The organism is Nereida sp. NH-UV-3 (assembly GCF_042939535.1).
In the GTDB taxonomy this organism is placed as follows: Bacteria; Pseudomonadota; Alphaproteobacteria; order Rhodobacterales; family Rhodobacteraceae; genus Nereida; species Nereida ignava.
Genome location: NZ_CP132157.1, coordinates 184,204 through 203,284 on the forward strand (window position 1 = coordinate 184,204; position 19,081 = coordinate 203,284).

The window sequence follows — 19,081 nt, forward strand, 5'->3', positions numbered from 1 at the left end:
GTCAGGGGGCCTTACTTAGGTGTTGAACTCGATAATATGCGCAAAAGAACCACAAACGCGACCCTCAATTAACCCCATGTGGCTGAAAGATGTGCCTTCGCTGTCTTTTGCGCCAAAAAGCGGTGTGCCATTTGCGCGTAATGTGGTGGCGTAGTGAAACTCGTGGGCGGGCAGTGATGCGGCGCTACGGTCTGCAAAAAGGCCTGTGGTTTGAGGGGTGAGCGGCGTTAGAGAGCGGTATCCCAGATGCAGTTTGCGGTGCTGAAACGACGTTTCCAGATCCAGAAGACCCGCCATTTGATGGCGCGTTCCATCCGCATCAATCAGGCCTGCACCAAGTAGCATATAGCCACCACATTCACCATATATATCAGTTGTTTGTGAGGCGCTCTTAAGGCTATTTATGAAGGCCGCATTGGCGGCGAGTTTTCCCGCATAAAGTTCGGGATAGCCGCCGGGCAGGAAAACGAAATCCGCCTCAGGCACCACCTCATTTTGCAGGGGCGAAAACGGTGTGATCTGCGCACCGGCTGCGCGCCATTCCTGCAACATGTGGGGATAGGCAAATCGAAACGCCGCATCTTGGGCGATAGCGATACGTTGTGCGGGCGGTCTGATGGTTTTTGCAGCTGCGTGGGGTGCCTTAGCAAGCGGCGCAAAAGGCAGCGCGCTGAGGTCAATATGCGCCTCTGCCGTATCCGCGAGCGCATCGAGCCATTCGGTAAGGTCCGCGCGCTCATCTGCTTGGACCAAGCCCAAATGGCGCGAAGGGTGAGACAGCTGTCCGCTGCGCGGCACGGCGCCGATGATGGGCGGCAAGTCGGCCCACGCACTTTCAATCATCCTGCGGTGTTTGTCGGAACCAACACGGTTCAAGATCACCGCTGCAATTTGGACGTCCGGATCGTGAAGCATCATCCCGCGGACCACGGCGGCAACGCTTTGCGCGGTTTTCGCGGCATCTACAATCAAAACCACTGGCAGCCCCAAGGTTTTTGCAACCCGCGCGGCGCTACCCTTAGCGTGGGGCAGTTCCCCGTCAAAAAGGCCCATCGCGCCTTCTACGATCAACGGGGCGGGGTCACTTTGTGCGCGCACCATAAGACAGGTGTCCGCCATCGCCCAGCCATCAAGGTTGAAACACGCGCGTCCTGTTGCGGCGGAATGAAACTGCGGGTCGATGTAATCAGGTCCGCATTTCGCCCCCCTGACGGGGCCTTTGCGGGCCAAGGCGCGCAAAATAGCCAGCGTTAGCGTTGTTTTACCTGCCCCGGAGCTTGGCGCGGCAATCATAAAGCCAGTGTTGTTTGGGGCGAAAGACGAGGCGGCGGACATCTGTCCCCCTATGCGCTTTCTGCGGGGCGACCACGGCCGAGCGGGTCCATGTCACGCACCGGCTCGCCCGCTATTTGGCCTTGCCAATCAAGGACTTGGCGCATGCGAACGGCCTCACCGATACAGATGATTGCAGGGGGCTCAAGACCGGCGGCGGCGATGTCGGCTTCCATTGTGCTGAGGGTCGTCTCAAGCACCTGCTGCGCGTCCGTTGTGGCCGTTGTGACGATGCCAACGGGTTCATGGGCGCTGCGACCGCCTTCCATCAGCTCGGCGGCGATGCGGGCGATGTGCTTCATGCCCATGTAAATCACGATGACCTGACTGCCTTGGGCGATGGCGCGCCAATTCAGCGAGGAGGGCGTGTTACCCGATTGATCATGGCCGGTCACGAAGGTCACAGATTGGTTAACGTCCCGGTGCGTAACAGGAATGCCTGCATAGGCCAGCCCGCCGATGCCCGCAGAAATGCCGGGGATAATGCGGATCGGGATGCCGTGCTGCACAAGGGTCTGTGCTTCTTCACCGCCGCGCCCAAATACGAACGGATCACCGCCCTTAAGACGCAGAACACGTTTGCCTGCACGGGCAAGGTCAACCAACCGAAGCGAGATATCGCGTTGTTTTGCTGAAGGTTTTCCGCCGCGCTTGCCTGCGTAGATATGCTCGGCCTGCGGCGCCCATTCCAAAATCGCCTCTTGAACCAGCGCGTCATAAATCACCACATCTGCCTGTCGAAGCGCATTGAGCGCATGCAGCGTCAGCAGACCCGGGTCACCTGGGCCCGCACCACACAACCACACCCAACCCGGCTCAAGCGCGGGCCAGTTTTTGGACGTTAGTGGAGGCAACATAGAGTCGGTCATATGCAACTTATGGCGCGCAAATTCGCAAACATGAAGCGGTAATGCGACATTACATACCCGCTTGGCGGCGCGAAATGCGCTGATATAGTCGGCACCAAGGCAAAGGGACGTTTCACAGCAATGGCACGAAAACCAACAGGACCGTTGCGGCGCGGCTGGACCACAGGCGCATGTGCGACCGCTGCGGTGAAAGCGGCGCTGCTGCGGCTGCGGGACGGGACGTGGGGAGACACTGTCTCAATCACTTTACCTAAAGGTGAGACACCTGTTTTTGCCCTTGAAACAACTGCCGTTGGCGAAGGCTGGGCCGAGGCGGGCATTATCAAGGATGCAGGTGATGATCCGGACGTGACCCATGGTGCGTTGATCAAAGCGCGGGTCGAGCTTGGTGGAAACGGCGTCAGCTTTCATGCGGGCGAGGGGGTTGGACATGTGACCAAGGCGGGTCTGCCGATTGCGGTGGGAGAGCCTGCGATTAATCCGGTGCCACGCGCGATGATGGATGAGGTGGTTGCCGAAATCGGCTGGCGGACAGATGTCCGGATCACCATTTCTGTGCCAGATGGTGCGGCGATTGCACAAAAAACATGGAACCCCCGCCTTGGCATTGTGGGCGGTATTTCGATTCTGGGCACCACGGGCGTTGTGCGCCCGTTCAGCTGTGCCGCGTGGATCGCGAGCATTCACCGCGGTATTGATGTGGCCGTTGCCGAAGGGATGCCCCATGTGGCGGGGTGCACGGGCGCGACCTCTGAAAAAGTGGTGCAACAGCTGTATGGATTGCCTGATCACGGGATGCTCGACATGGGTGATTTTTCGGGTGGTCTGTTGAAATACCTTGCCAAAACCAACGTCCCGCACATCACGATTGGTGGTGGCATAGGAAAGCTGGTGAAGCTGGCGCAAGGCGCGGTTGATTTGCATTCTGGACGCTCGCAGGTTGACTTTAATTCCTTATCACAAGCTATTGATAATGAATCTATTAAAGGCGCAAATACGGCGCTTGAAGCCTATGAAATTGCGGGGCCAGCTGTTGCGGAATGGGCCGCGGAAACAGCGCAGGTCCAAATACAAAAACAGCTTCGTGGTTCAGGTATTACAAGTGATGTGGTGCTGATTGACCGCGCAGGAAAAATCCTTGCGCGCGCCGGAGACAGACCATGAAAGTCTTGTTGCTTGCGGGCTCTGGCGAAGGGCGGGTTTTGGCGGATGCGCTGTATAAAATGGGCGTTAACGCGGTGGCATCCCTTGCGGGGGCGACCCGTCAGGCAAAACCGTTGGCGCTTCCGACGCGCATTGGTGGGTTCGGGGGCGAAGACGGGTTTTGCGAGTATCTTGCGCGTGAAAAGATCACACATATTTTGGATGCAACGCACCCATTTGCCAGTCGGATATCTCATAGATCTGCATTAGTTTCAGCCCATAAGGGTTTGAAGTATATGCAATACTTAAGACCCGCATGGACAGCGCAGGCAGGGGATCAATGGCACCATATCCGCGATGAGACAGATGTCCTAGGATTGCTCAACAAGACGCCGTCGACTGTGTTTTTAGCCACCGGACGTCAGACCCTTGAACGGTTTGCCAACCTTGAAGGGCACCGCGTGATTTGCCGCCAGATTGATCCGCCCACCTCGCCATTTCCCTTTGAGGGCGGTGAGTATTGCATTGGGCGGCCTCCGTTTTCAGTGGGGCGCGAAGTGGAGTTATTTGAGGCACTCGGGGTGGATTTATTGGTGGTGAAAAATGCAGGCGGCACGGCTAGCCGGTCTAAACTGGATGCAGCGGCGCTGTTGGGACTGCCCGTTGCGATGATTGAACGGCCCCCACAACCGGATGCGCCAAAAGTTGATACGATCGAGGCAGCCCTTGATTGGGTGAGGGCGTGTTGATCACCTTGATTGAAACTTTGGAAGATGTCGCCTTTGGCGCCCAAGAGTTGATCAAGATTGAGCCCCGTTTTGCGCCCGCCTTGGCCATGACCGCGCCTTTACCGCTTAGGCGCAAGCCTGACGGATTTGCGGCCCTGATGTCTGCAATAGTGGGCCAGCAAGTCAGTGTGGCGGCGGCCCGCGCGATTGAGGCGAAGTGTGTGGCAGGTGGTTTGGCTGATCCCACAACTGTGCGCACCGCGACAGAAGATGAGATGCGCGCCTGCGGATTAAGCCGTCAGAAAGTTAAATATCTCAAGGCATTAGCCGATGCGCGGCTGGACTATGATGCCCTTCGGGCGGCACCATCAGACGATGTGGTGCGCACTTTGGTTGCCGTGCCTGGCATTGGGCCCTGGACGGCGGAGATTTATGTGATGTTCTCGTTGGGGCACGCGGATGTATTTGCCCACGGCGATTTGGCGCTTCAGGAGGCGACGCGGTTGTTGTTTGAGTTGCCGTCCCGCCCAACCGAGCGCGCGATGCGCGATATCGCAGCTGGATGGGCCCCTTGGCGCGCGGTTGCAGCGCGGCTCTTGTGGGCATACTACCATGTTGAAAAGCAAAGGGATGGGATCTCATGACACGGGTTTTGGATGCAAAAGTGCGCGCGCCGCACTCTGGTGATTTACGCAGTGCGGTGGTGTTTTTGCACGGCTACGGGGCGAACGGTGCTGATTTGATTGGCCTTGCGGACCCGTTGGCGGAGCATATGCCCGACACGATGTTCATCAGTCCGGACGCCCCGCAAGAGTGTGATGGCGCACCGATGGGCCGTCAGTGGTTTCCGATCCCGTGGATTGACGGATCAAGTGAGGAAGAAAGCCGCGCAGGGTTGTTTCAAGCGGCAGATGATTTGAATGCGTTTCTTGACGGGATCATGGTCGATAATGATTTGTTGCCCGAGCAAGTGGTCGTGCTTGGGTTCAGCCAAGGGACGATGATGGCGCTTCACGTGATGCCGCGCCGCGAAGATGCAGTTGCGGGCGTGGTTGGCTTTTCTGGTCGCTTGCTTGAGCCGGATACTCTGCCCGATGAGGTCGAGAGCCACTTTCCTGTTTTGTTGGTACACGGTGATGAAGATGACGTTGTGCCTGTGCAGTCTCTTCCTGCGGCGGTTGAGGGCCTTCAGGCGGCGAAATTCCGTGATGTGTTCGCCCATGTGATGAACGGCACAGCCCACGGAATTGCCCCTGACGGGTTATCTGTTGCGCTGGCATTTATGCGCGAACAGCTGGGATATCAGTAACTTAGCGCGCGGCCGTTAGGTTCAGCGATACATCCACACCAAAGCCCAACGTGCCTTCGTCGGCCGCACCGATGCCAAAATCGGTGCGATCAAGGCGTGTTGTGCCCGACATTGTGGCAAGCCCGTCCACGATGGTCAGATCAAACGTAAACTGAACCGGAATGCTTTGCCCCTTAAGAGTGAGCGTGCCGGTTGAGGCGTATTGATCCGCCTCAATATGGCTGATCTGCCCTTCATAAATGGCCGTCGGGTGGGTGGCAGCGTCAAAATACTCCGCCCCGAGCGCTTGGGACGTGACGGATCCGATGCTGAGCGACGCGATATTGATGGTGGTTGTGACGCTGCCGGTTCTGGCGGTCTCATCGAAGGTGATCGCGCTTGTCCAGTCGCTGAAACTGCCATTAGTCTCGCTGCCGAATTGTGTCACGGCGATGCTGATTTCGCCGGACTGAACCGTCCAGTCGCTTGCAACGCTTTCAAGTGCTGCGGTGGTTTGACCCGCGTCGCTGCGATAAAGCCCAAGGCTTTGGCCGATCCCAAGCGCGATAACCCAAACCGCAAGCGCCCCAAGGATGGCTGTTTTTGCGCTGTGTTGTTGCGGGCGGGGGCCGACTGCGGTTGTGCCGAACCACATGCGGCGCAGGGTGGCGTCTTTGTCGAGCACGTGATGTTTCAGCGCGCCGGCGATGTGCAGCAAGAGGCTGGCAACCAGCACCCGCTCAAACACAACGTGCAGGCCTTCGAATAGATGTGCGGTGCTGTCAGATTTGGGCACAAACGGCAGGTCCTGTCCAAAGGGCCACCAGATGGGCGCAAAACCGGATGTCGCCGCGTGGTGGATCCAACCTGTCACGGGCACCAACACGAGCGAGCCGTAAAGCAACCAGTGGATCATACTGGCCAGCCAATGTTCGGCCTTTCTATCTCCCTTTAATGCCTCCGGCTTTGGTTGGCTGATGGCCCACGCGATGCGCGCAAGGGCAGTGAACAAAATCGTAAGGCCGATGGTTTTGTGCAGGCTAAACACGAACGCAGCGCGGGCCACGGTTTGCGCATCGGCGCCGTTGGCCTCAATGGCGTGGGCCAGATTGTTGCCGTAGATACCAAGCGGGATCACCAAAAAGATGCCAAGGGCAATGGTCCAGTGAAACAGTTTGGTGATGGTGCCGTAGTGGCTGGCGGTGTTGGACAGCATGGGACGTTCCTTGGTCATAACAAATTACAGGTGAGGGTACAGGGAAGTGCAGGGCGGGCAACTCTCCATCGTTGAACAATATGTGTGCGCGGTTTAGACACTCAGTCAACATAATGTGGAGACAACCATGAGCAGAGCATTTATTTTCCCCGGACAAGGTGCACAAACCATCGGAATGGGTAAAGCGCTGGCAGATGCATATCCTGCAGCGCGTGCGGTTTTTGAAGAAGTAGACACGGCCTTGGGCGAGTCGCTGTCGACATTGATTTGGGAAGGTGATCAGCAAGAGCTGACGTTGACCCATAATGCGCAGCCTGCGTTGATGGCAACATCAATTGCGGCCTTCAAGGCATTGGAAACAGAAGGTTTTGATATTTCTGACGCCAGTTTTGTGGCTGGTCACTCCCTTGGGGAATATTCTGCACTGGCCGCGTCTGGTGCAATTAGCATTGCAGATACGGCACGTTTGTTGCGCACCCGCGGCGAGGCCATGCAAAAAGCCGTGCCAGTTGGATTAGGCGCGATGGCGGCCTTGCTTGGTCTTGATTTTGAAACGGCCCAAGCCGTGGCCAAAGAGGCAGCTGAGGCCGGTGACGGCGAAGTGTGTCAGGCGGCAAATGACAATGATCCGGGCCAAGTTGTGGTTTCGGGGCACAAGGCGGCCGTGGAGCGCGCAGTTGAAATCGCCAAGGAAAAGGGCGCAAAACGTGCCGTGCTGTTGCCGGTCAGCGCACCGTTCCATTGTGCGTTGATGCAGCCCGCAGCGGATGTGATGGCCGATGCTTTGGCGCGGGTCGATGTTTCCGCCCCCAAGGTGCCGCTGGTGGCGAATGTTTTGGCCGAGGCCGTTACGGACCCCGCGCGCATCCGCGAATTGCTGGTTGAGCAGGTAACGGGCTCTGTGCGCTGGCGCGAAAGCGTGGCGTGGATGGGGAACCAAGGAGTTACCGAGATGTGGGAAATTGGTGCGGGCAAAGCACTGTCTGGCATGGTGCGCCGCATCAACCGCGACATCGCCTGTGCCGCTGTTGGCACCCCTGATGATATTGCAAAACTGAAAACCGCCTAAGCGCGCGGAGGAGACTTAAAATGTTCGATTTGTCTGGTAAATGTGCCCTTATAACTGGTGCTTCCGGTGGTATTGGTGGTGAAATTGCAAGAACGCTTCACGCTGCGGGCGCCACAGTTGGCCTGTCTGGCACCCGTGTTGAGCCGCTCCAAGCATTGGCGGATGAGCTGGGTGAACGCGCCCATGTTTTGCCGTGCAACTTGTCTGATGCAGAGGCTGTGACAGCCCTACCAAAGCAAGCTGCCGATGCGATGGGTTCTGTTGATATCTTGGTTAACAATGCAGGGATCACACGCGACAATCTTTTCATGCGCATGTCGGAAGAAGAATGGCTGAGCGTGCTTGATGTAAACCTGACCAGCACCATGCGCCTGTGCAAAGGTGCGATCCGCGGCATGATGAAGGCGCGTTGGGGTCGGATCATCAACATCAGCTCTGTTGTGGGCAGTACGGGCAACCCGGGACAGGCAAACTATGCGGCGTCAAAAGCTGGTATGGTCGGCATGTCAAAGTCACTCGCCTATGAAGTTGCGTCCCGCGGGATCACCGTGAATTGCGTGGCACCCGGATTTATTACCACGGCGATGACCGATAAACTGACTGATGATCAAAAATCGGGCATTTTGACAAACGTTCCTGCAGGCCGCATGGGCGACGCTGCCGAAATCGGTGCGGCGGTGCTCTATCTGGCGAGCGCTGAGGCTGGATATATGACTGGTGCGACCTTGCATGTGAACGGCGGCATGGCCATGTACTAGGCTCTGCGGTGGGGCTATTTACTGCTTTACCCAGCGTTATCGAAAGCGTTTGCCTTATCATGAAATTGTGGTAAGTCGCGCCATGAGAAGGGAGGGTCGGCAATGTCGCTCTCCTTATGGGCCTTAGAAATTAGGCATTAGACCAAGGTCCTAACAGGACGATATTAAAGACGAGGATTGCCATGAGCGACGTTGCAGATCGAGTAAAGAAAATTGTTGTTGAGCACCTGGGTGTTGAAGAAGACAAAGTTGTAGAAAACGCGTCTTTCATCGATGATCTTGGCGCAGACAGCTTGGACACAGTTGAGCTGGTTATGGCGTTCGAAGAAGAGTTTGGCATTGAGATCCCAGACGACGCTGCTGAAACCATCCAGTCTTTCGGCGATGCAGTGAAATTCATCACAGAAGCTGCCTAAGGCACGCTTCGCGCCCCGCAATTGCGGGAGCTGCAAGATAGCAAACGGCGCTCCAATTGGGGCGCCGTTTCGCGTTTTAGGGCTGTTTTTGTAAAAAAGGTGGAGCGGTAGGGCGCTGATTGGTGCGCAAGCCCTTGCCCCTGAGTGTTGTGGCGCGGTATGTGGTAGCCACCATAGGCAGTACTAAATTGGGGGAAAACCGATGCGCCGTGTCGTTGTTACAGGTCTTGGAATGGTTTCGCCGCTTGGCGACGGTGTGGATGTGACGTGGTCACGTCTGCTTGACGGGCAATCCGGTGCCGGCCCCATCACGAAATTTGACGCCAGCCATCTTGGCACGACCTACGCCTGCGAAGTGCCGCGCGGCGAGGGAGAGGGCGATTTCAACGCTGATGCGTATATGCCCCCCAAAGAACAGCGCAAAATTGATGACTTCATCTTGTACGGCGTTGCAGCGGCGGACCAAGCGATTGCCGATTCTGGTTGGGTACCTGAGAGCGATGACGACCGTTTCCGCACGGGTGTGATGATCGGGTCTGGCATTGGTGGGTTGAATTCGATCGCTGATACAGCCGTGTTGCTGAAGGAAAAAGGCCCGCGCCGCGTGTCGCCTTTCTTTATTCCCGGTGCCCTGATCAACTTGGTCAGTGGGCAAGTCAGCATCAAATACGGTCTGAAAGGTCCCAACCACGCGGTTGTGACAGCCTGTTCAACCGGTGCGCACGCCATTGGTGACGCGGCCCGTTTGATTGCGCTTGATGATGCAGACGTGATGGTTGCTGGTGGTGCTGAAAGCCCCATTTCCGAGATTGGCGTTGCGGGTTTTAACGCGTGTAAGGCGCTGTCGACCAAGCGCGCAGATGATCCAACCAAAGCCAGCCGTCCTTGGGACGCGGACCGTGACGGGTTTGTCATGGGTGAGGGTGCGGGCGTTGTTGTTCTGGAAGAATATGAGCATGCAAAGGCACGCGGTGCCAAGATTTATGCTGAAATCTTGGGCTATGGCCTGTCAGGCGACGCGCACCACATCACTGCGCCGCCCCCCAACCACGAGGGGGCCGAGCGGGCGATGCGTGCAGCCGTAAAGCGTGCGGGCATTGCCCCAAGCGAGATTGATTACGTCAACGCCCACGGCACATCCACGATGGCCGACACCATTGAACTGGGCGCGGTTGAGCGTGTTCTGGGGGATGCGGCGTCTGAGTGTTCCATGTCATCAACCAAGTCGGCCATTGGCCATTTGCTGGGCGCAGCCGGTGCGGTTGAGGCGATTTTCTGTATCCTGGCGATCCGCGATCAAGTGGCGCCGCCCACTCTCAACCTTGAGAATGTGGACTGTGAGCATACGATTGATCTGATTGGGCCAGAAAAGCGTGAGCGCAAGATTGAGACAGTGCTCTCTAACTCGTTTGGGTTCGGTGGTACAAACGCCAGCCTGATCATGGGTAAGGTGCGCTAAGCCATGTGGCGGCACGTCGTTTCTAATGCGCTGACATTGGCGATTGTGATCCTGTTCCTTGTGGGCGGGGTGATCGTTTGGGGAACGTCACAGTATAAAGAGGGCGGGCCGCTCGCTGAGGCGATTTGTTTGCAAGTGCCGTCGGGTGCGTCGATGGGATCGGTAAGTGCCGATCTTGCTGAGCAGGGTGCTGTGAGTAATGCGCGCATTTTCCGGCTTGGGGCGGATTATTCCGAGAAGGCGTCCCAGCTGAAGGCAGGTTCGTTCTTGATTGAGGCGGGCGCTTCCATGGAGCAGATCGTTGATGTGGTGACACGCGGTGGGCGCAATACATGCGGTACCGAAGTGGTGTTTCGCGTCGGCGTGACACGTAAGCAAGTACAAGTCCGTGAGCTTGATCCCGCCACCAACCGCTATGTTGAACAGGCGCGGTTTGAGCCACAAGTAGAGCCTGTTGATCCTGTCTACACCGCCGCGTTGGATGCCTCTGACACGTTGATCCGTTTTGCGGTTGCGGAAGGTGTGACCAGCTGGACCATTGTTGAGGCGCTCAACAACATTGATTTTCTGAGCGGTGAGATCGCCGCTGTTCCGTCTGAGGGAGGCCTTGCGCCCGACAGCTATGAGATCAGCAAAGGTCAGGACCGGAACGAGATTCTAGCGGATATGGCCGCCCGTCAGGAACGTATTCTGGCGCAGGCTTGGGCCGAGCGTGCGGATGACGTGGAAGTTGAGACACCTCAAGAGGCGTTGATCCTTGCTTCCATTATTGAAAAAGAGACCGCGGTTGCAGAAGAGCGCGGTCAGGTGGCCAGTGTTTTTACCAATCGTTTGAAACGCGGGATGCGTCTTCAGACGGACCCTACGGTGATCTACGGCATCACCAAGGGTGAGGGGATTTTGGGCCGCGGGCTGCGCCGCAGTGAGTTGCGCGCCGAGACCCCTTGGAACACTTATGTCATTCCGGCCTTGCCGCCGACGCCCATTGCTAACCCGGGAAGGGCCAGCATTGAGGCGGCGTTGAACCCTGAGAGTACTGATTTGTTGTTCTTTGTGGCCGATGGCACCGGTGGGCACGCGTTTGCGCGTACCCTTGATGAGCATAACGCCAATGTTGCCAAGTGGCGCAAGATCGAAGCAGAGCGCAACGCCAACTAAGCTTTGGGCCTTGCTGCGTGCCTTATTTTAAAGGCGAGGTGACGGTTAACTCTCTGTTTCTTTACGAAAAATTAAGTATATCGCGCGGTGGGGTGTTGCGTCCCCCCGCCTTGGAAACTTTGACTTTTGGCTCTTTTTGAAGGTATAACTTGGCCATAGCTAGGAGAGACTGCTTAGGATGAACGGCTGGTAAAAGTCAGGGTCCTACAACACTTTTTCGGTCTGTGGAGGGGGTAACACCCAAACATAGGCAGCAAATTATGAGCAACATGAACCATGACGCGTTTGACCAGACGGAAGATAGTTTGGCTGCAGCGTTGGATCAAATGAGCCGCTATGAGCGATTTATCGAGGCGGCATTACGGAAAATTGAGAGCGGCGAGATGGATGGGGCCAAGGGTCTGTCCACCCATTTGAGTGGCCTCATGAAGGCCCGGGATGCCGTGATCGCAGAACGAGGACGATTGCGAGATGATGAGCTTAAGCGACGCGACCGCATCACCGAACACGATATCGATTTCGATGCCCGACGATCTGAGATCGCTGGCCGTTTGGCTAAGCTCCGCCGATGTTGCCGTGCAAGGCGCGTTCCTTGACACGTTGACCGAAGACGATTTGCGGGCTTTGCCGTATATTTTCGAGATGTGGGCCCATGATCACCAATTACCGCCTGCCTATACGCCCAAAGGGGCTGATTGGCGGACGTGGGTGATCATGGGCGGGCGGGGTGCGGGCAAAACCCGCGCCGGTGCTGAATGGGTGCGCAGTCAGGTGGAGGGCAGTTTGCCGCTTCATTCGGGCAAGGCCAAGCGTTTGGCGTTGATCGGGGAAACCTATGACCAAGTGCGCGATGTGATGGTGTTTGGTGACAGCGGAATTCTGGCGTGTTCTCCGCCAGATCGTAAGCCAGAATGGTTGGCCTCAAAACGCAAACTGGTTTGGCCAAATGGGGCCGAGGCACAGTGTTTTTCTGCCTCTGAGCCCGAAAGCCTGCGCGGTCCACAATTTGACGGTGCTTGGGTAGACGAGTTGGCCAAGTGGAAGAAAGCCCGTGAAAGTTGGGATATGCTGCAGTTTGCACTGCGTCTTGGGGAGTGTCCGCAGCAGGTTGTCACAACAACGCCGCGCAATGTTGGTGTGTTGAAGGATATTTTGGATGTGGACAGCACGGTAACCACCCATGCGCCAACAGAGGCCAATGCTGGGTTCTTGGCGCAAGGGTTTTTAAGCGAGGTGCGCCGCCGATATGCGGGTACACGTTTGGGTCGTCAGGAGTTGGACGGTGTGTTGCTTGATGATGCCGAGGATGCGCTTTGGTCGTTGGCGATGCTTGAGGTGACGCGCGTTGATCTTGGGGATGTGCACCGGTTTGACCGTGTGGTGGTGGCGGTTGATCCGCCTGTCACGGGGCATGCGGGGTCAGATGAGTGTGGGATCGTTGTGGTTGGGGCCAATTTGCAAGGCCCACCCCAAGATTGGACGGCATATGTGTTGGCAGACAAGACAGTGACGGCGGCCTCTCCGCTGGCGTGGGCAACGCGTGCGGTGGATGCGATGCGCCAGTTTGGGGCCGATAAGATCGTGGCCGAAGTGAACCAAGGCGGTGACATGGTAGAGCAAATGATCCGCCAGATTGACCCGCTCGCGCCCTATGCCGGGGTGCGTGCGTCACGGGGCAAGGCGGCGCGGGCGGAGCCTGTTGCGATGCTTTATGAGCAGGGCCGTGTGCGGCATGTGCGCCACCTTGAGGTGCTTGAGGAACAGATGTGCCAAATGACGACGCGCGGTTTTGAGGGCAAGGGATCGCCGGACCGAGTAGATGCTTTGGTGTGGGCGCTGAACGAAGTGATGATTGAGCCTGCTGCAAAGTACCGCCATCCGCGGCTGCGCACGTTGTGACGTGAGTTTGTAGGTCCTGTTGTAAATTAAGAGCCCGCGGTTTTGGGCAGTATTGACCGGCTGTTTTTGGACGGGCGAGGTCATGGAGTTGAGTGAATGGTTTTTGATATGTTTCGAAAGAGTGCACCGCAAGGCCCGCAAAAAGCGCGGTCATTTAGGCCGGCGGTGATGTCTGGTGGCGGTGTGGCTTGGACTTCGCGCGATGCGGGTTCGCTGACGCGGACCGGATTTGCGGGCAATCCTGTCGGGTTTCGGGCGGTAAAATTGATTGCGGAGGCAGCTGCGGCTCTGCCGTTGGTGCTGCAAGATGTGTCACAGCGTTTTGATACCCATCCATTGCTGGCTTTGTTGGCGCGCCCCAATTCGGGCCAAGGTCAGGCGGAGTTGTTGGAGGCAATTTATTGCCAGCTGCTGCTGACGGGCAATGCCTACGTTGAGGTGAGCGGCGAGGCAGAGCAATTGCACGTGCTGCGTTCGGATCGGGTGCGGGTGGTGCCCGGTGCTGATGGGTGGCCTGTGGCGTATGATTACACGGTGGGCGGGTCTGTTCACCGCTTTGATGTGGGCGCGCCCGGTCCGATTTGCCATATCAAATCGTTCCACCCGTCCGATGATCATTACGGGTTAAGCCCGATGCAGGCCGCGGCGACTGCACTTGATGTGCATAATGCCGCGTCGCGCTGGTCAAAGGGCCTTTTGGATAACGCGGCGCGTCCGAGCGGGGCGATTGTGTATTCAAGCGCTGACGGGTCTGGAACGATGACCACGGATCAGTACGACCGTCTTGTTGATGAGATGGAAACGCATCACCAAGGGGCGCGAAATGCGGGGCGACCAATGTTGCTTGAGGGGGGGCTGGATTGGAAGCCGATGGGGTTTAGCCCGTCCGATATGGAATTTCAGAAAACCAAAGAAGCCGCTGCGCGCGAGATTGCGACAGCGTTCGGTGTGCCCCCGATGATGTTGGGTATTCCTGGTGATGCGACGTATGCAAATTACGCCGAGGCCAATCGTGCGTTCTACCGCTTGACGGTTTTGCCAATGGCCACGCGGGTGACAGCCGCATTGGCGGATTGGTTGGGGCAAGTGATGGCACACACTGTCACGCTGAAACCCGACGTTGATCAGGTAGCTGCGTTATCCGGCGAGCGCGATCAGCAATGGGCGCGCATCGGTTCGGCGGATTTTCTAAGTGACGCTGAAAAGCGGCGTTTGCTGGGTTTGCCTGCAGAATTGGAGGCCCGTGATGAATGAGTTTGCCAAAGACCCTTTTGGGGTGAGTGAGCTTGATTGCTTGCCTGCCCAACGGATCAATCTGCACGAGCGGATGTCTGCGCTGCAGTTTGAGATGCTGAGCAAGCGGTTGGATGATTTGGACAGCGCGATGGAACGCCTTGAGCGCCGGTTGTGGTTGATTGTGTTTGGTGTGGTCGGTGTGATCTTGGCCCAAGCGTTTCAATCGGTGCTTACTGTGACGCCTAATTTGGCATGAGGAAAACGGACATGATGACATTGGAACGCAAAGACAGCGCGCGCAGCCTGCAGGTGAATGTAGGGAGTGACGATAGCGTCATTGTTGCGGGATATGCTTCGGTTTTCGGGATCGAGGATAAGGGCGGTGATGTCGTAATGGCCGGCGCTTATGCCCGCGCTTTAAATGCGCTGAAGGCAAATGGTGGTGGCGTGAAAATGCTGTGGCAACATGATGCTACGCAGCCCATCGGCGTGTGGGACACAGTACATGAGGATGCCCATGGGTTGTTTGTAAGCGGACGGTTACTGACCGATGTGGCCAAGGCCCGTGAAGCGGCGGCCCTTCTTGGGGCGGGGGCGATTGATGGGCTGTCGATCGGGTACCGCACGGTGACAGCCAGCAAGAACGCCAAGGGTCAGCGCATGTTGTCCGATCTGGAGCTGTGGGAGGTGTCGCTTGTGACGTTTCCGATGCTGCCTGAGGCGCGTGTGACGGCCAAATCCGACGATCTGCCACCCCTTGGATCATGCGCATATGCAGAGGCGCTCAGGCGGGCGCAGCAGCAATTGGCCACGTGATACCGCGCGGCACTCTCTGATTATTTTGCTTTGAAAAGGACTGATTATGACGAAACCCGATGCATTGGATCGGGGCGGGAAAGCTATGTCTTCCGCCCAGCCGATCCTTTCCCAAAAAGCCACGCAATTTGAAACTGCGATCACCGATTTTGTCAGTGATTTGAAGGGTTTCAAGGCTGATCTAACAAACCAACTTAACCAGCAAGAAAGTACGATTGCCATGTTGAACCAAAAGATGACAACGCCAAACCGCCCCCCATTGAGTGCGGTCCCGCTTGAAGCGCCGCACCTGAAGGCCTTTGATGCTTATGTGCGTTTGGGTGAGGAAGATGCTCTGCGCGGGTTGGCGTTTGAGGGAAAATCTATGTCCAGTGCCATTGCTGGCGATGGTGGATATTTGGTTGATCCCGTGACTTCTGACACGATCAAGTCATCACTTGCTAACGCTGCCTCAATCCGTGCGATTGCTGAGATCGTGAACGTTGATGCGACCAGTTATGATGTACTTGTCGATCATGGTGATCTGGGTGCGGGTTGGGCCAATGAAACGGCCGGCACCAGCGAGAGTAACACCCCCACGATTGACCGTATTTCAATCGCCTTGCACGAGTTGTCAGCATTGCCAAAAGCGAGCCAGCGTTTGTTGGATGATAGTGCTTTTGACATTGAAAACTGGCTGGCTGGTAAAATCTCAACGACCTTCGCGCGTTCAGAAGCAGAAGCCTTTGTGAATGGTGACGGCGTGGAAAAACCCATGGGTTTCCTAAGCCACACGACTGTTGAAAACGACAGTTACGAATGGGGCAAGATTGGTCATATCATCACCGGCGAAGCGGGTGGGCTGGGTGATCCGGATAAGTTGATTGAACTGGTCTACGCGCTTGAGGCCGATTACCGCGCCAATGGTACGTTCGTGATGAACAGCAAAACGGCTGGTGAAATTCGCAAGCTGCGCGACAGTGACGGGCGCTTTTTGTGGAACGATGGAATGGCCTCAAGTGATCCTGCGCGTCTGCTTGGCTACCCTGTGTTGATCGCCGAAGATATGCCGGACGTTGAGGTGAATGCGACGCCGATCGCCTTTGGTGATTTTGCCCGTGGCTACACAATCGCCGAGCGTCCTGATCTGCGCGTGATGCGTGACCCGTTTAGCGCCAAGCCCAACGTGTTGTTTTACGCGACCAAGCGGGTGGGCGGTGATGTGACTGATTTTGCAGCCATCAAATTGTTGAAATTCGCAGCCCAGTAAAGCGGTGCTGTGAACAGGAGCTGTGCGGTCATCGCGATTGCACAGTTCTGCGCGGGGCGCGCGCCTAAGACCACCTTCGTGTTGTCTAGCTGCTCCCCTCCGTCCGAGCAATGCGAGGCGGCGCGCGCCCTTATTTTGCGCTGATTGCTCGGACATTTACTGAATTTCATGAGGGTCCTATGACACGCATCATTGATACTAATTTCCCCGATGACCTGTTGCCGGTTGATGGGTTTAAAGCCCACCTTCGCCTTGGCAGTGGGTTTTCGACGGATGATACGCAAGAACCTGTTTTAAAGGCATTTTTGCGCGCCGCTATTTCTGCAATTGAGGCGCGGATAGGTAAGGCGTTGTTGGTGCGCGGTTTTGAGGCACCTGTAACTGCATGGCACCAAATCCATACGCTAAAGTTGACAATTTCTCCAATTGTTGGGGATGTTTCTGTCTGGTTCGCTGGCAATAAAATTGTCAGTGCCGCGAATGTTGATCACGGTGCGCACCATAGCTTTGTGACGCTCGATGGCGACGTGATTGGGGCCGGTGGTGATGAGTTAACGGTCCGGTTTCAGGCGGGTCTTGCAGACGTATGGTCGGACCTTCCTGCTGATCTAAGCCAGGCTGTGATGTTACTTGCCACGCATTACTATGAGCACCGTGAGCAAACTGGGCTTTCGAATGGTTGCATGCCTTTTGGAGTGACCGCGCTGATCCAGCGTTACCGTGAGATGCGGATTTCATTGGGGGCCACCGCATGAAGGCGCCGCGTTTGAACCGCTCGTTTTCTCTTGAAACGGCTGATCGCATCAGTGACGGCGCGGGTGGGTACCGGACCCAGTGGCGTGTGTTGGGGCAGCTTTGGGGTGATGTCCGTGCAGCAACCCCTGTGACACAAACAGGGCAGGCAGGTGTGCTTACCCAAGAACGCCGCGAGATCATCGTACGCGCGGCCCCCGTGGGCGATGACGCGCGGCCCACGGCAGGGAACCGTCTGGTTGATGCGACCGGGGTCTACGACGTCACCGGAGTTTCAGAGTGGGACATTAACGCGCGGTATCTTGCGTGCCGTGTATCCCGGCAGGTGGCGTCATGAGTTACGGGTTATCGGCGGCACTCCAAAGGCTATTCTTCGCGGCGTTAATAGATGATGCGCAAGGCTCTCTTGGTGTGCAGGTATTTGATTTGCCGCCAAGCGGTGTCGTGCCCGAAGTCTACGTTCTGCTTGGCCCCGAAAACGTGCGCGACGTGTCTGACGTGTCTGCGCGCCGTACGCTTCACCGATGTATCGTGTCTGTCATTTGCGCCGAGGCTGGTTTTTCCGAAGCCAAGAAAATTGCCGCCGATGTCGTCCGCCGCGTCGAAGGGGCAAACCGTGAATTGCATGAGGAGGGCACACCCGTGGGGCGTGTCACTGATCTGCGGTTCGAAAGCGCCAGCGCACGCCGCGCTGACAAAGGTGGCACGCGGCGTATTGATTTGAAAATTCTGGCGCGCCTTGAGGCGATTGCCCCCACTGAAATTTGATGGAGAACGATGATGACTGCACAAAATGGCCGCGATCTTTTGATCAAAATGGATATGACGGGAAACGGTGTTTTTGAGACCACCGCGGGACTTCGGGCAACGCGGATTAGCTTTAATGCTGAAACGGTTGATGTGACCAGTCTAGAAAGTTCAGGCGGGTGGCGTGAACTGCTGGCTGGTGCGGGTGTCCGGCAGGCGCAGGTGTCTGGTAGCGGGGTGTTCAAGGACGCAGCAACTGATGAGCGTGCACGCCAAGTTTTCTTTGATGGTGCGACGCCGCGGTGTCAGGTGGTTGTGCCGGATTTTGGTGTCATTGAGGGTGCATTTCAGGTCACGTCGCTTGAATACTCGGGAAGCTACGAAGGTGAGGCCAGCTACGAACTCGCTCTGGCTTCTGCAGGCGCGCTAAGCTTCACGGCGATTTGATGATGGTTAATCCCCACAGAGGTGAAGTTGAAATTACGATCAACGGTAAGCCGTATGTTGCGCGACTATCATTGGGCGCGCTTGCAAGCCTTGAAACAAAACTCGGCGCTAGCTCTTTGACAAAACTGATTGAAAGGTTTGAGGGAAACTCGATCCGATCATCAGATGTTCTGGCCCTTATCGAGGCAGGTTTGTCATCAGGAAATTGGGATGGAACGGCTGCGGACTTACTGCATGCAGACGTTAACGGCGGGCCACTTGGTGCTGCCCGCGCTGCCGCCCAATTGTTGGTGAGGGCCTTTGGCGATGACGTTTGAATGGCGGGCGCTGCAGCGTGTTGGTCTTTCCGACTTGGGGCTGTCACCTGAGATGTTTTGGGACTTAACGCCGTTTGAACTGAGCTTGTTACTTGGCCTTGATTTGGCGGCGGCGCCTCTGACGTTCGATCGGTTTTCAGCACTTACGCGCGAGTTTCCTGATGCAGATCTGGGAGGATAA

24 protein-coding genes are annotated in these 19,081 nt (G+C 56.7%); 21 read left to right on the plus strand and 3 right to left on the minus strand.

Annotation, left to right across the window (positions count from 1 at the left end):
• Positions 1-15: 15 nt before the first annotated feature.
• Together NeNHUV3_RS00875 and cobA are read right to left on the minus strand one after the other, a co-directional pair.
• A complete protein-coding gene (locus tag NeNHUV3_RS00875) occupies positions 16-1,335 on the minus strand; it encodes a cobyrinate a,c-diamide synthase (RefSeq protein WP_391481885.1) in 1,320 nt (439 codons plus the stop codon).
• An 8-nt stretch (positions 1,336-1,343) separates the two neighbouring features.
• Complete coding sequence (gene cobA, locus NeNHUV3_RS00880; RefSeq protein WP_048597398.1) at positions 1,344-2,201, minus strand: uroporphyrinogen-III C-methyltransferase; 858 nt, start codon at positions 2,199-2,201, stop codon at positions 1,344-1,346.
• A 120-nt stretch (positions 2,202-2,321) separates the two neighbouring features.
• Between cobA and NeNHUV3_RS00885 the strand changes: the two genes are divergently transcribed.
• Genes NeNHUV3_RS00885 through NeNHUV3_RS00900 form a run of 4 tightly spaced genes read left to right on the plus strand, consistent with a single transcriptional unit; the run spans position 2,322 to position 5,381 of the window.
• On the plus strand, positions 2,322-3,365 hold the full coding sequence (locus tag NeNHUV3_RS00885) for a cobalt-precorrin-5B (C(1))-methyltransferase (protein WP_391481887.1): 1,044 nt from the start codon (positions 2,322-2,324) through the stop codon (positions 3,363-3,365).
• The gene (locus tag NeNHUV3_RS00890; protein WP_391481888.1) at positions 3,362-4,093 is read left to right on the plus strand and encodes a cobalt-precorrin-6A reductase; all 732 of its coding nucleotides are present in this window, start codon (positions 3,362-3,364) and stop codon (positions 4,091-4,093) included. The genes NeNHUV3_RS00885 and NeNHUV3_RS00890 overlap by 4 nt, the downstream gene beginning before the upstream one ends.
• On the plus strand, positions 4,087-4,716 hold the full coding sequence (locus NeNHUV3_RS00895; protein ID WP_391481890.1) for a DNA-3-methyladenine glycosylase family protein: 630 nt from the start codon (positions 4,087-4,089) through the stop codon (positions 4,714-4,716). Before NeNHUV3_RS00890 ends, NeNHUV3_RS00895 begins: the two co-directional genes overlap by 7 nt.
• Positions 4,713-5,381, plus strand: a complete 669-nt coding sequence (locus tag NeNHUV3_RS00900) for an alpha/beta hydrolase (RefSeq protein WP_048597402.1) — start codon at positions 4,713-4,715, stop codon at positions 5,379-5,381. The genes NeNHUV3_RS00895 and NeNHUV3_RS00900 overlap by 4 nt, the downstream gene beginning before the upstream one ends.
• A gap of 1 nt (position 5,382) precedes the next feature.
• Here NeNHUV3_RS00900 and NeNHUV3_RS00905 read toward each other — a convergent pair whose 3' ends face one another.
• Positions 5,383-6,576, minus strand: a complete 1,194-nt coding sequence (locus tag NeNHUV3_RS00905; protein WP_391481892.1) for a cytochrome b/b6 domain-containing protein — start codon at positions 6,574-6,576, stop codon at positions 5,383-5,385.
• 127 nt (positions 6,577-6,703) lie between these two features.
• Here NeNHUV3_RS00905 and fabD point away from each other — a divergent pair, with 127 nt between their 5' ends.
• From fabD to NeNHUV3_RS00990, 17 genes are all read left to right on the plus strand, one after another.
• Positions 6,704-7,645 carry an ACP S-malonyltransferase gene (fabD, locus tag NeNHUV3_RS00910; RefSeq protein ID WP_391481894.1) on the plus strand — a complete coding sequence of 314 codons (942 nt, stop codon included), beginning with the start codon at positions 6,704-6,706 and terminating at the stop codon, positions 7,643-7,645.
• A 20-nt stretch (positions 7,646-7,665) separates the two neighbouring features.
• Entirely contained in the window at positions 7,666-8,403 is a 738-nt protein-coding gene (fabG, locus tag NeNHUV3_RS00915; RefSeq protein WP_391481895.1) for a 3-oxoacyl-[acyl-carrier-protein] reductase, read from the plus strand.
• 182 nt (positions 8,404-8,585) lie between these two features.
• Positions 8,586-8,819, plus strand: a complete 234-nt coding sequence (locus NeNHUV3_RS00920) for an acyl carrier protein (RefSeq protein WP_048597406.1) — start codon at positions 8,586-8,588, stop codon at positions 8,817-8,819.
• Between the two features lie 202 nt (positions 8,820-9,021).
• Positions 9,022-10,278: a beta-ketoacyl-ACP synthase II gene (gene fabF / locus NeNHUV3_RS00925; RefSeq protein WP_048597407.1), complete on the plus strand. Its 1,257-nt coding sequence runs from the start codon at positions 9,022-9,024 to the stop codon at positions 10,276-10,278.
• A gap of 3 nt (positions 10,279-10,281) precedes the next feature.
• Positions 10,282-11,436 carry an endolytic transglycosylase MltG gene (gene mltG / locus NeNHUV3_RS00930; protein WP_391481898.1) on the plus strand — a complete coding sequence of 385 codons (1,155 nt, stop codon included), beginning with the start codon at positions 10,282-10,284 and terminating at the stop codon, positions 11,434-11,436.
• 260 nt (positions 11,437-11,696) lie between these two features.
• A complete protein-coding gene (locus tag NeNHUV3_RS00935) occupies positions 11,697-12,032 on the plus strand; it encodes a hypothetical protein (RefSeq protein ID WP_048597409.1) in 336 nt (111 codons plus the stop codon).
• Complete coding sequence (locus NeNHUV3_RS00940; protein WP_391481900.1) at positions 11,959-13,335, plus strand: DNA-packaging protein; 1,377 nt, start codon at positions 11,959-11,961, stop codon at positions 13,333-13,335. The genes NeNHUV3_RS00935 and NeNHUV3_RS00940 overlap by 74 nt, the downstream gene beginning before the upstream one ends.
• Positions 13,336-13,431: 96 nt before the next feature.
• Complete coding sequence (locus NeNHUV3_RS00945; protein WP_391481902.1) at positions 13,432-14,589, plus strand: phage portal protein; 1,158 nt, start codon at positions 13,432-13,434, stop codon at positions 14,587-14,589.
• The gene (locus tag NeNHUV3_RS00950) at positions 14,582-14,827 is read left to right on the plus strand and encodes a hypothetical protein (RefSeq protein WP_334065794.1); all 246 of its coding nucleotides are present in this window, start codon (positions 14,582-14,584) and stop codon (positions 14,825-14,827) included. Before NeNHUV3_RS00945 ends, NeNHUV3_RS00950 begins: the two co-directional genes overlap by 8 nt.
• A gap of 14 nt (positions 14,828-14,841) precedes the next feature.
• Positions 14,842-15,387 carry an HK97 family phage prohead protease gene (locus tag NeNHUV3_RS00955; protein ID WP_391483154.1) on the plus strand — a complete coding sequence of 182 codons (546 nt, stop codon included), beginning with the start codon at positions 14,842-14,844 and terminating at the stop codon, positions 15,385-15,387.
• Between the two features lie 46 nt (positions 15,388-15,433).
• Positions 15,434-16,636: a phage major capsid protein gene (locus tag NeNHUV3_RS00960; RefSeq protein ID WP_391481904.1), complete on the plus strand. Its 1,203-nt coding sequence runs from the start codon at positions 15,434-15,436 to the stop codon at positions 16,634-16,636.
• Positions 16,637-16,815: 179 nt separating this feature from the next.
• Positions 16,816-17,391 carry a head-tail connector protein gene (locus NeNHUV3_RS00965; RefSeq protein ID WP_391481906.1) on the plus strand — a complete coding sequence of 192 codons (576 nt, stop codon included), beginning with the start codon at positions 16,816-16,818 and terminating at the stop codon, positions 17,389-17,391.
• Entirely contained in the window at positions 17,388-17,726 is a 339-nt protein-coding gene (locus NeNHUV3_RS00970; protein ID WP_391481908.1) for a head-tail adaptor protein, read from the plus strand. Before NeNHUV3_RS00965 ends, NeNHUV3_RS00970 begins: the two co-directional genes overlap by 4 nt.
• On the plus strand, positions 17,723-18,157 hold the full coding sequence (locus tag NeNHUV3_RS00975) for a DUF3168 domain-containing protein (protein ID WP_391481909.1): 435 nt from the start codon (positions 17,723-17,725) through the stop codon (positions 18,155-18,157). Before NeNHUV3_RS00970 ends, NeNHUV3_RS00975 begins: the two co-directional genes overlap by 4 nt.
• Positions 18,158-18,169: 12 nt before the next feature.
• Positions 18,170-18,583 carry a phage major tail protein, TP901-1 family gene (locus tag NeNHUV3_RS00980; RefSeq protein WP_391483155.1) on the plus strand — a complete coding sequence of 138 codons (414 nt, stop codon included), beginning with the start codon at positions 18,170-18,172 and terminating at the stop codon, positions 18,581-18,583.
• Complete coding sequence (locus tag NeNHUV3_RS00985) at positions 18,583-18,900, plus strand: gene transfer agent family protein (protein ID WP_391481911.1); 318 nt, start codon at positions 18,583-18,585, stop codon at positions 18,898-18,900. The genes NeNHUV3_RS00980 and NeNHUV3_RS00985 overlap by 1 nt, the downstream gene beginning before the upstream one ends.
• Positions 18,890-19,081 carry a phage tail assembly chaperone gene (locus NeNHUV3_RS00990; protein WP_391481913.1) on the plus strand — a complete coding sequence of 64 codons (192 nt, stop codon included), beginning with the start codon at positions 18,890-18,892 and terminating at the stop codon, positions 19,079-19,081. Before NeNHUV3_RS00985 ends, NeNHUV3_RS00990 begins: the two co-directional genes overlap by 11 nt.

Bases quoted from the DNA above. Each gene is read 5' to 3' on its own strand.
- fabG (WP_391481895.1), top strand. From the start codon at position 7,666: ATGTTCGATTTGTCTGGTAAATGTGCCCTTATAACTGGTGCTTCCGGT.
- NeNHUV3_RS00920 (WP_048597406.1), top strand. From the start codon at position 8,586: ATGAGCGACGTTGCAGATCGAGTAAAGAAAATTGTTGTTGAGCACCTG.
- NeNHUV3_RS00905 (WP_391481892.1), bottom strand. From the start codon at position 6,576: ATGCTGTCCAACACCGCCAGCCACTACGGCACCATCACCAAACTGTTT.
- NeNHUV3_RS00965 (WP_391481906.1), top strand. From the start codon at position 16,816: ATGACACGCATCATTGATACTAATTTCCCCGATGACCTGTTGCCGGTT.
- NeNHUV3_RS00950 (WP_334065794.1), top strand. From the start codon at position 14,582: ATGAATGAGTTTGCCAAAGACCCTTTTGGGGTGAGTGAGCTTGATTGC.
- NeNHUV3_RS00985 (WP_391481911.1), top strand. From the start codon at position 18,583: ATGATGGTTAATCCCCACAGAGGTGAAGTTGAAATTACGATCAACGGT.
- mltG (WP_391481898.1), top strand. From the start codon at position 10,282: ATGTGGCGGCACGTCGTTTCTAATGCGCTGACATTGGCGATTGTGATC.
- NeNHUV3_RS00975 (WP_391481909.1), top strand. From the start codon at position 17,723: ATGAGTTACGGGTTATCGGCGGCACTCCAAAGGCTATTCTTCGCGGCG.
- NeNHUV3_RS00955 (WP_391483154.1), top strand. From the start codon at position 14,842: ATGACATTGGAACGCAAAGACAGCGCGCGCAGCCTGCAGGTGAATGTA.
- NeNHUV3_RS00960 (WP_391481904.1), top strand. From the start codon at position 15,434: ATGACGAAACCCGATGCATTGGATCGGGGCGGGAAAGCTATGTCTTCC.
- NeNHUV3_RS00970 (WP_391481908.1), top strand. From the start codon at position 17,388: ATGAAGGCGCCGCGTTTGAACCGCTCGTTTTCTCTTGAAACGGCTGAT.
- NeNHUV3_RS00935 (WP_048597409.1), top strand. From the start codon at position 11,697: ATGAGCAACATGAACCATGACGCGTTTGACCAGACGGAAGATAGTTTG.
- NeNHUV3_RS00875 (WP_391481885.1), bottom strand. From the start codon at position 1,335: ATGTCCGCCGCCTCGTCTTTCGCCCCAAACAACACTGGCTTTATGATT.
- NeNHUV3_RS00940 (WP_391481900.1), top strand. From the start codon at position 11,959: ATGCCCGACGATCTGAGATCGCTGGCCGTTTGGCTAAGCTCCGCCGAT.
- fabD (WP_391481894.1), top strand. From the start codon at position 6,704: ATGAGCAGAGCATTTATTTTCCCCGGACAAGGTGCACAAACCATCGGA.
- cobA (WP_048597398.1), bottom strand. From the start codon at position 2,201: ATGACCGACTCTATGTTGCCTCCACTAACGTCCAAAAACTGGCCCGCG.
- NeNHUV3_RS00900 (WP_048597402.1), top strand. From the start codon at position 4,713: ATGACACGGGTTTTGGATGCAAAAGTGCGCGCGCCGCACTCTGGTGAT.
- NeNHUV3_RS00990 (WP_391481913.1), top strand. From the start codon at position 18,890: ATGACGTTTGAATGGCGGGCGCTGCAGCGTGTTGGTCTTTCCGACTTG.
- NeNHUV3_RS00885 (WP_391481887.1), top strand. From the start codon at position 2,322: ATGGCACGAAAACCAACAGGACCGTTGCGGCGCGGCTGGACCACAGGC.
- NeNHUV3_RS00890 (WP_391481888.1), top strand. From the start codon at position 3,362: ATGAAAGTCTTGTTGCTTGCGGGCTCTGGCGAAGGGCGGGTTTTGGCG.
- NeNHUV3_RS00945 (WP_391481902.1), top strand. From the start codon at position 13,432: ATGGTTTTTGATATGTTTCGAAAGAGTGCACCGCAAGGCCCGCAAAAA.
- fabF (WP_048597407.1), top strand. From the start codon at position 9,022: ATGCGCCGTGTCGTTGTTACAGGTCTTGGAATGGTTTCGCCGCTTGGC.
- NeNHUV3_RS00980 (WP_391483155.1), top strand. From the start codon at position 18,170: ATGACTGCACAAAATGGCCGCGATCTTTTGATCAAAATGGATATGACG.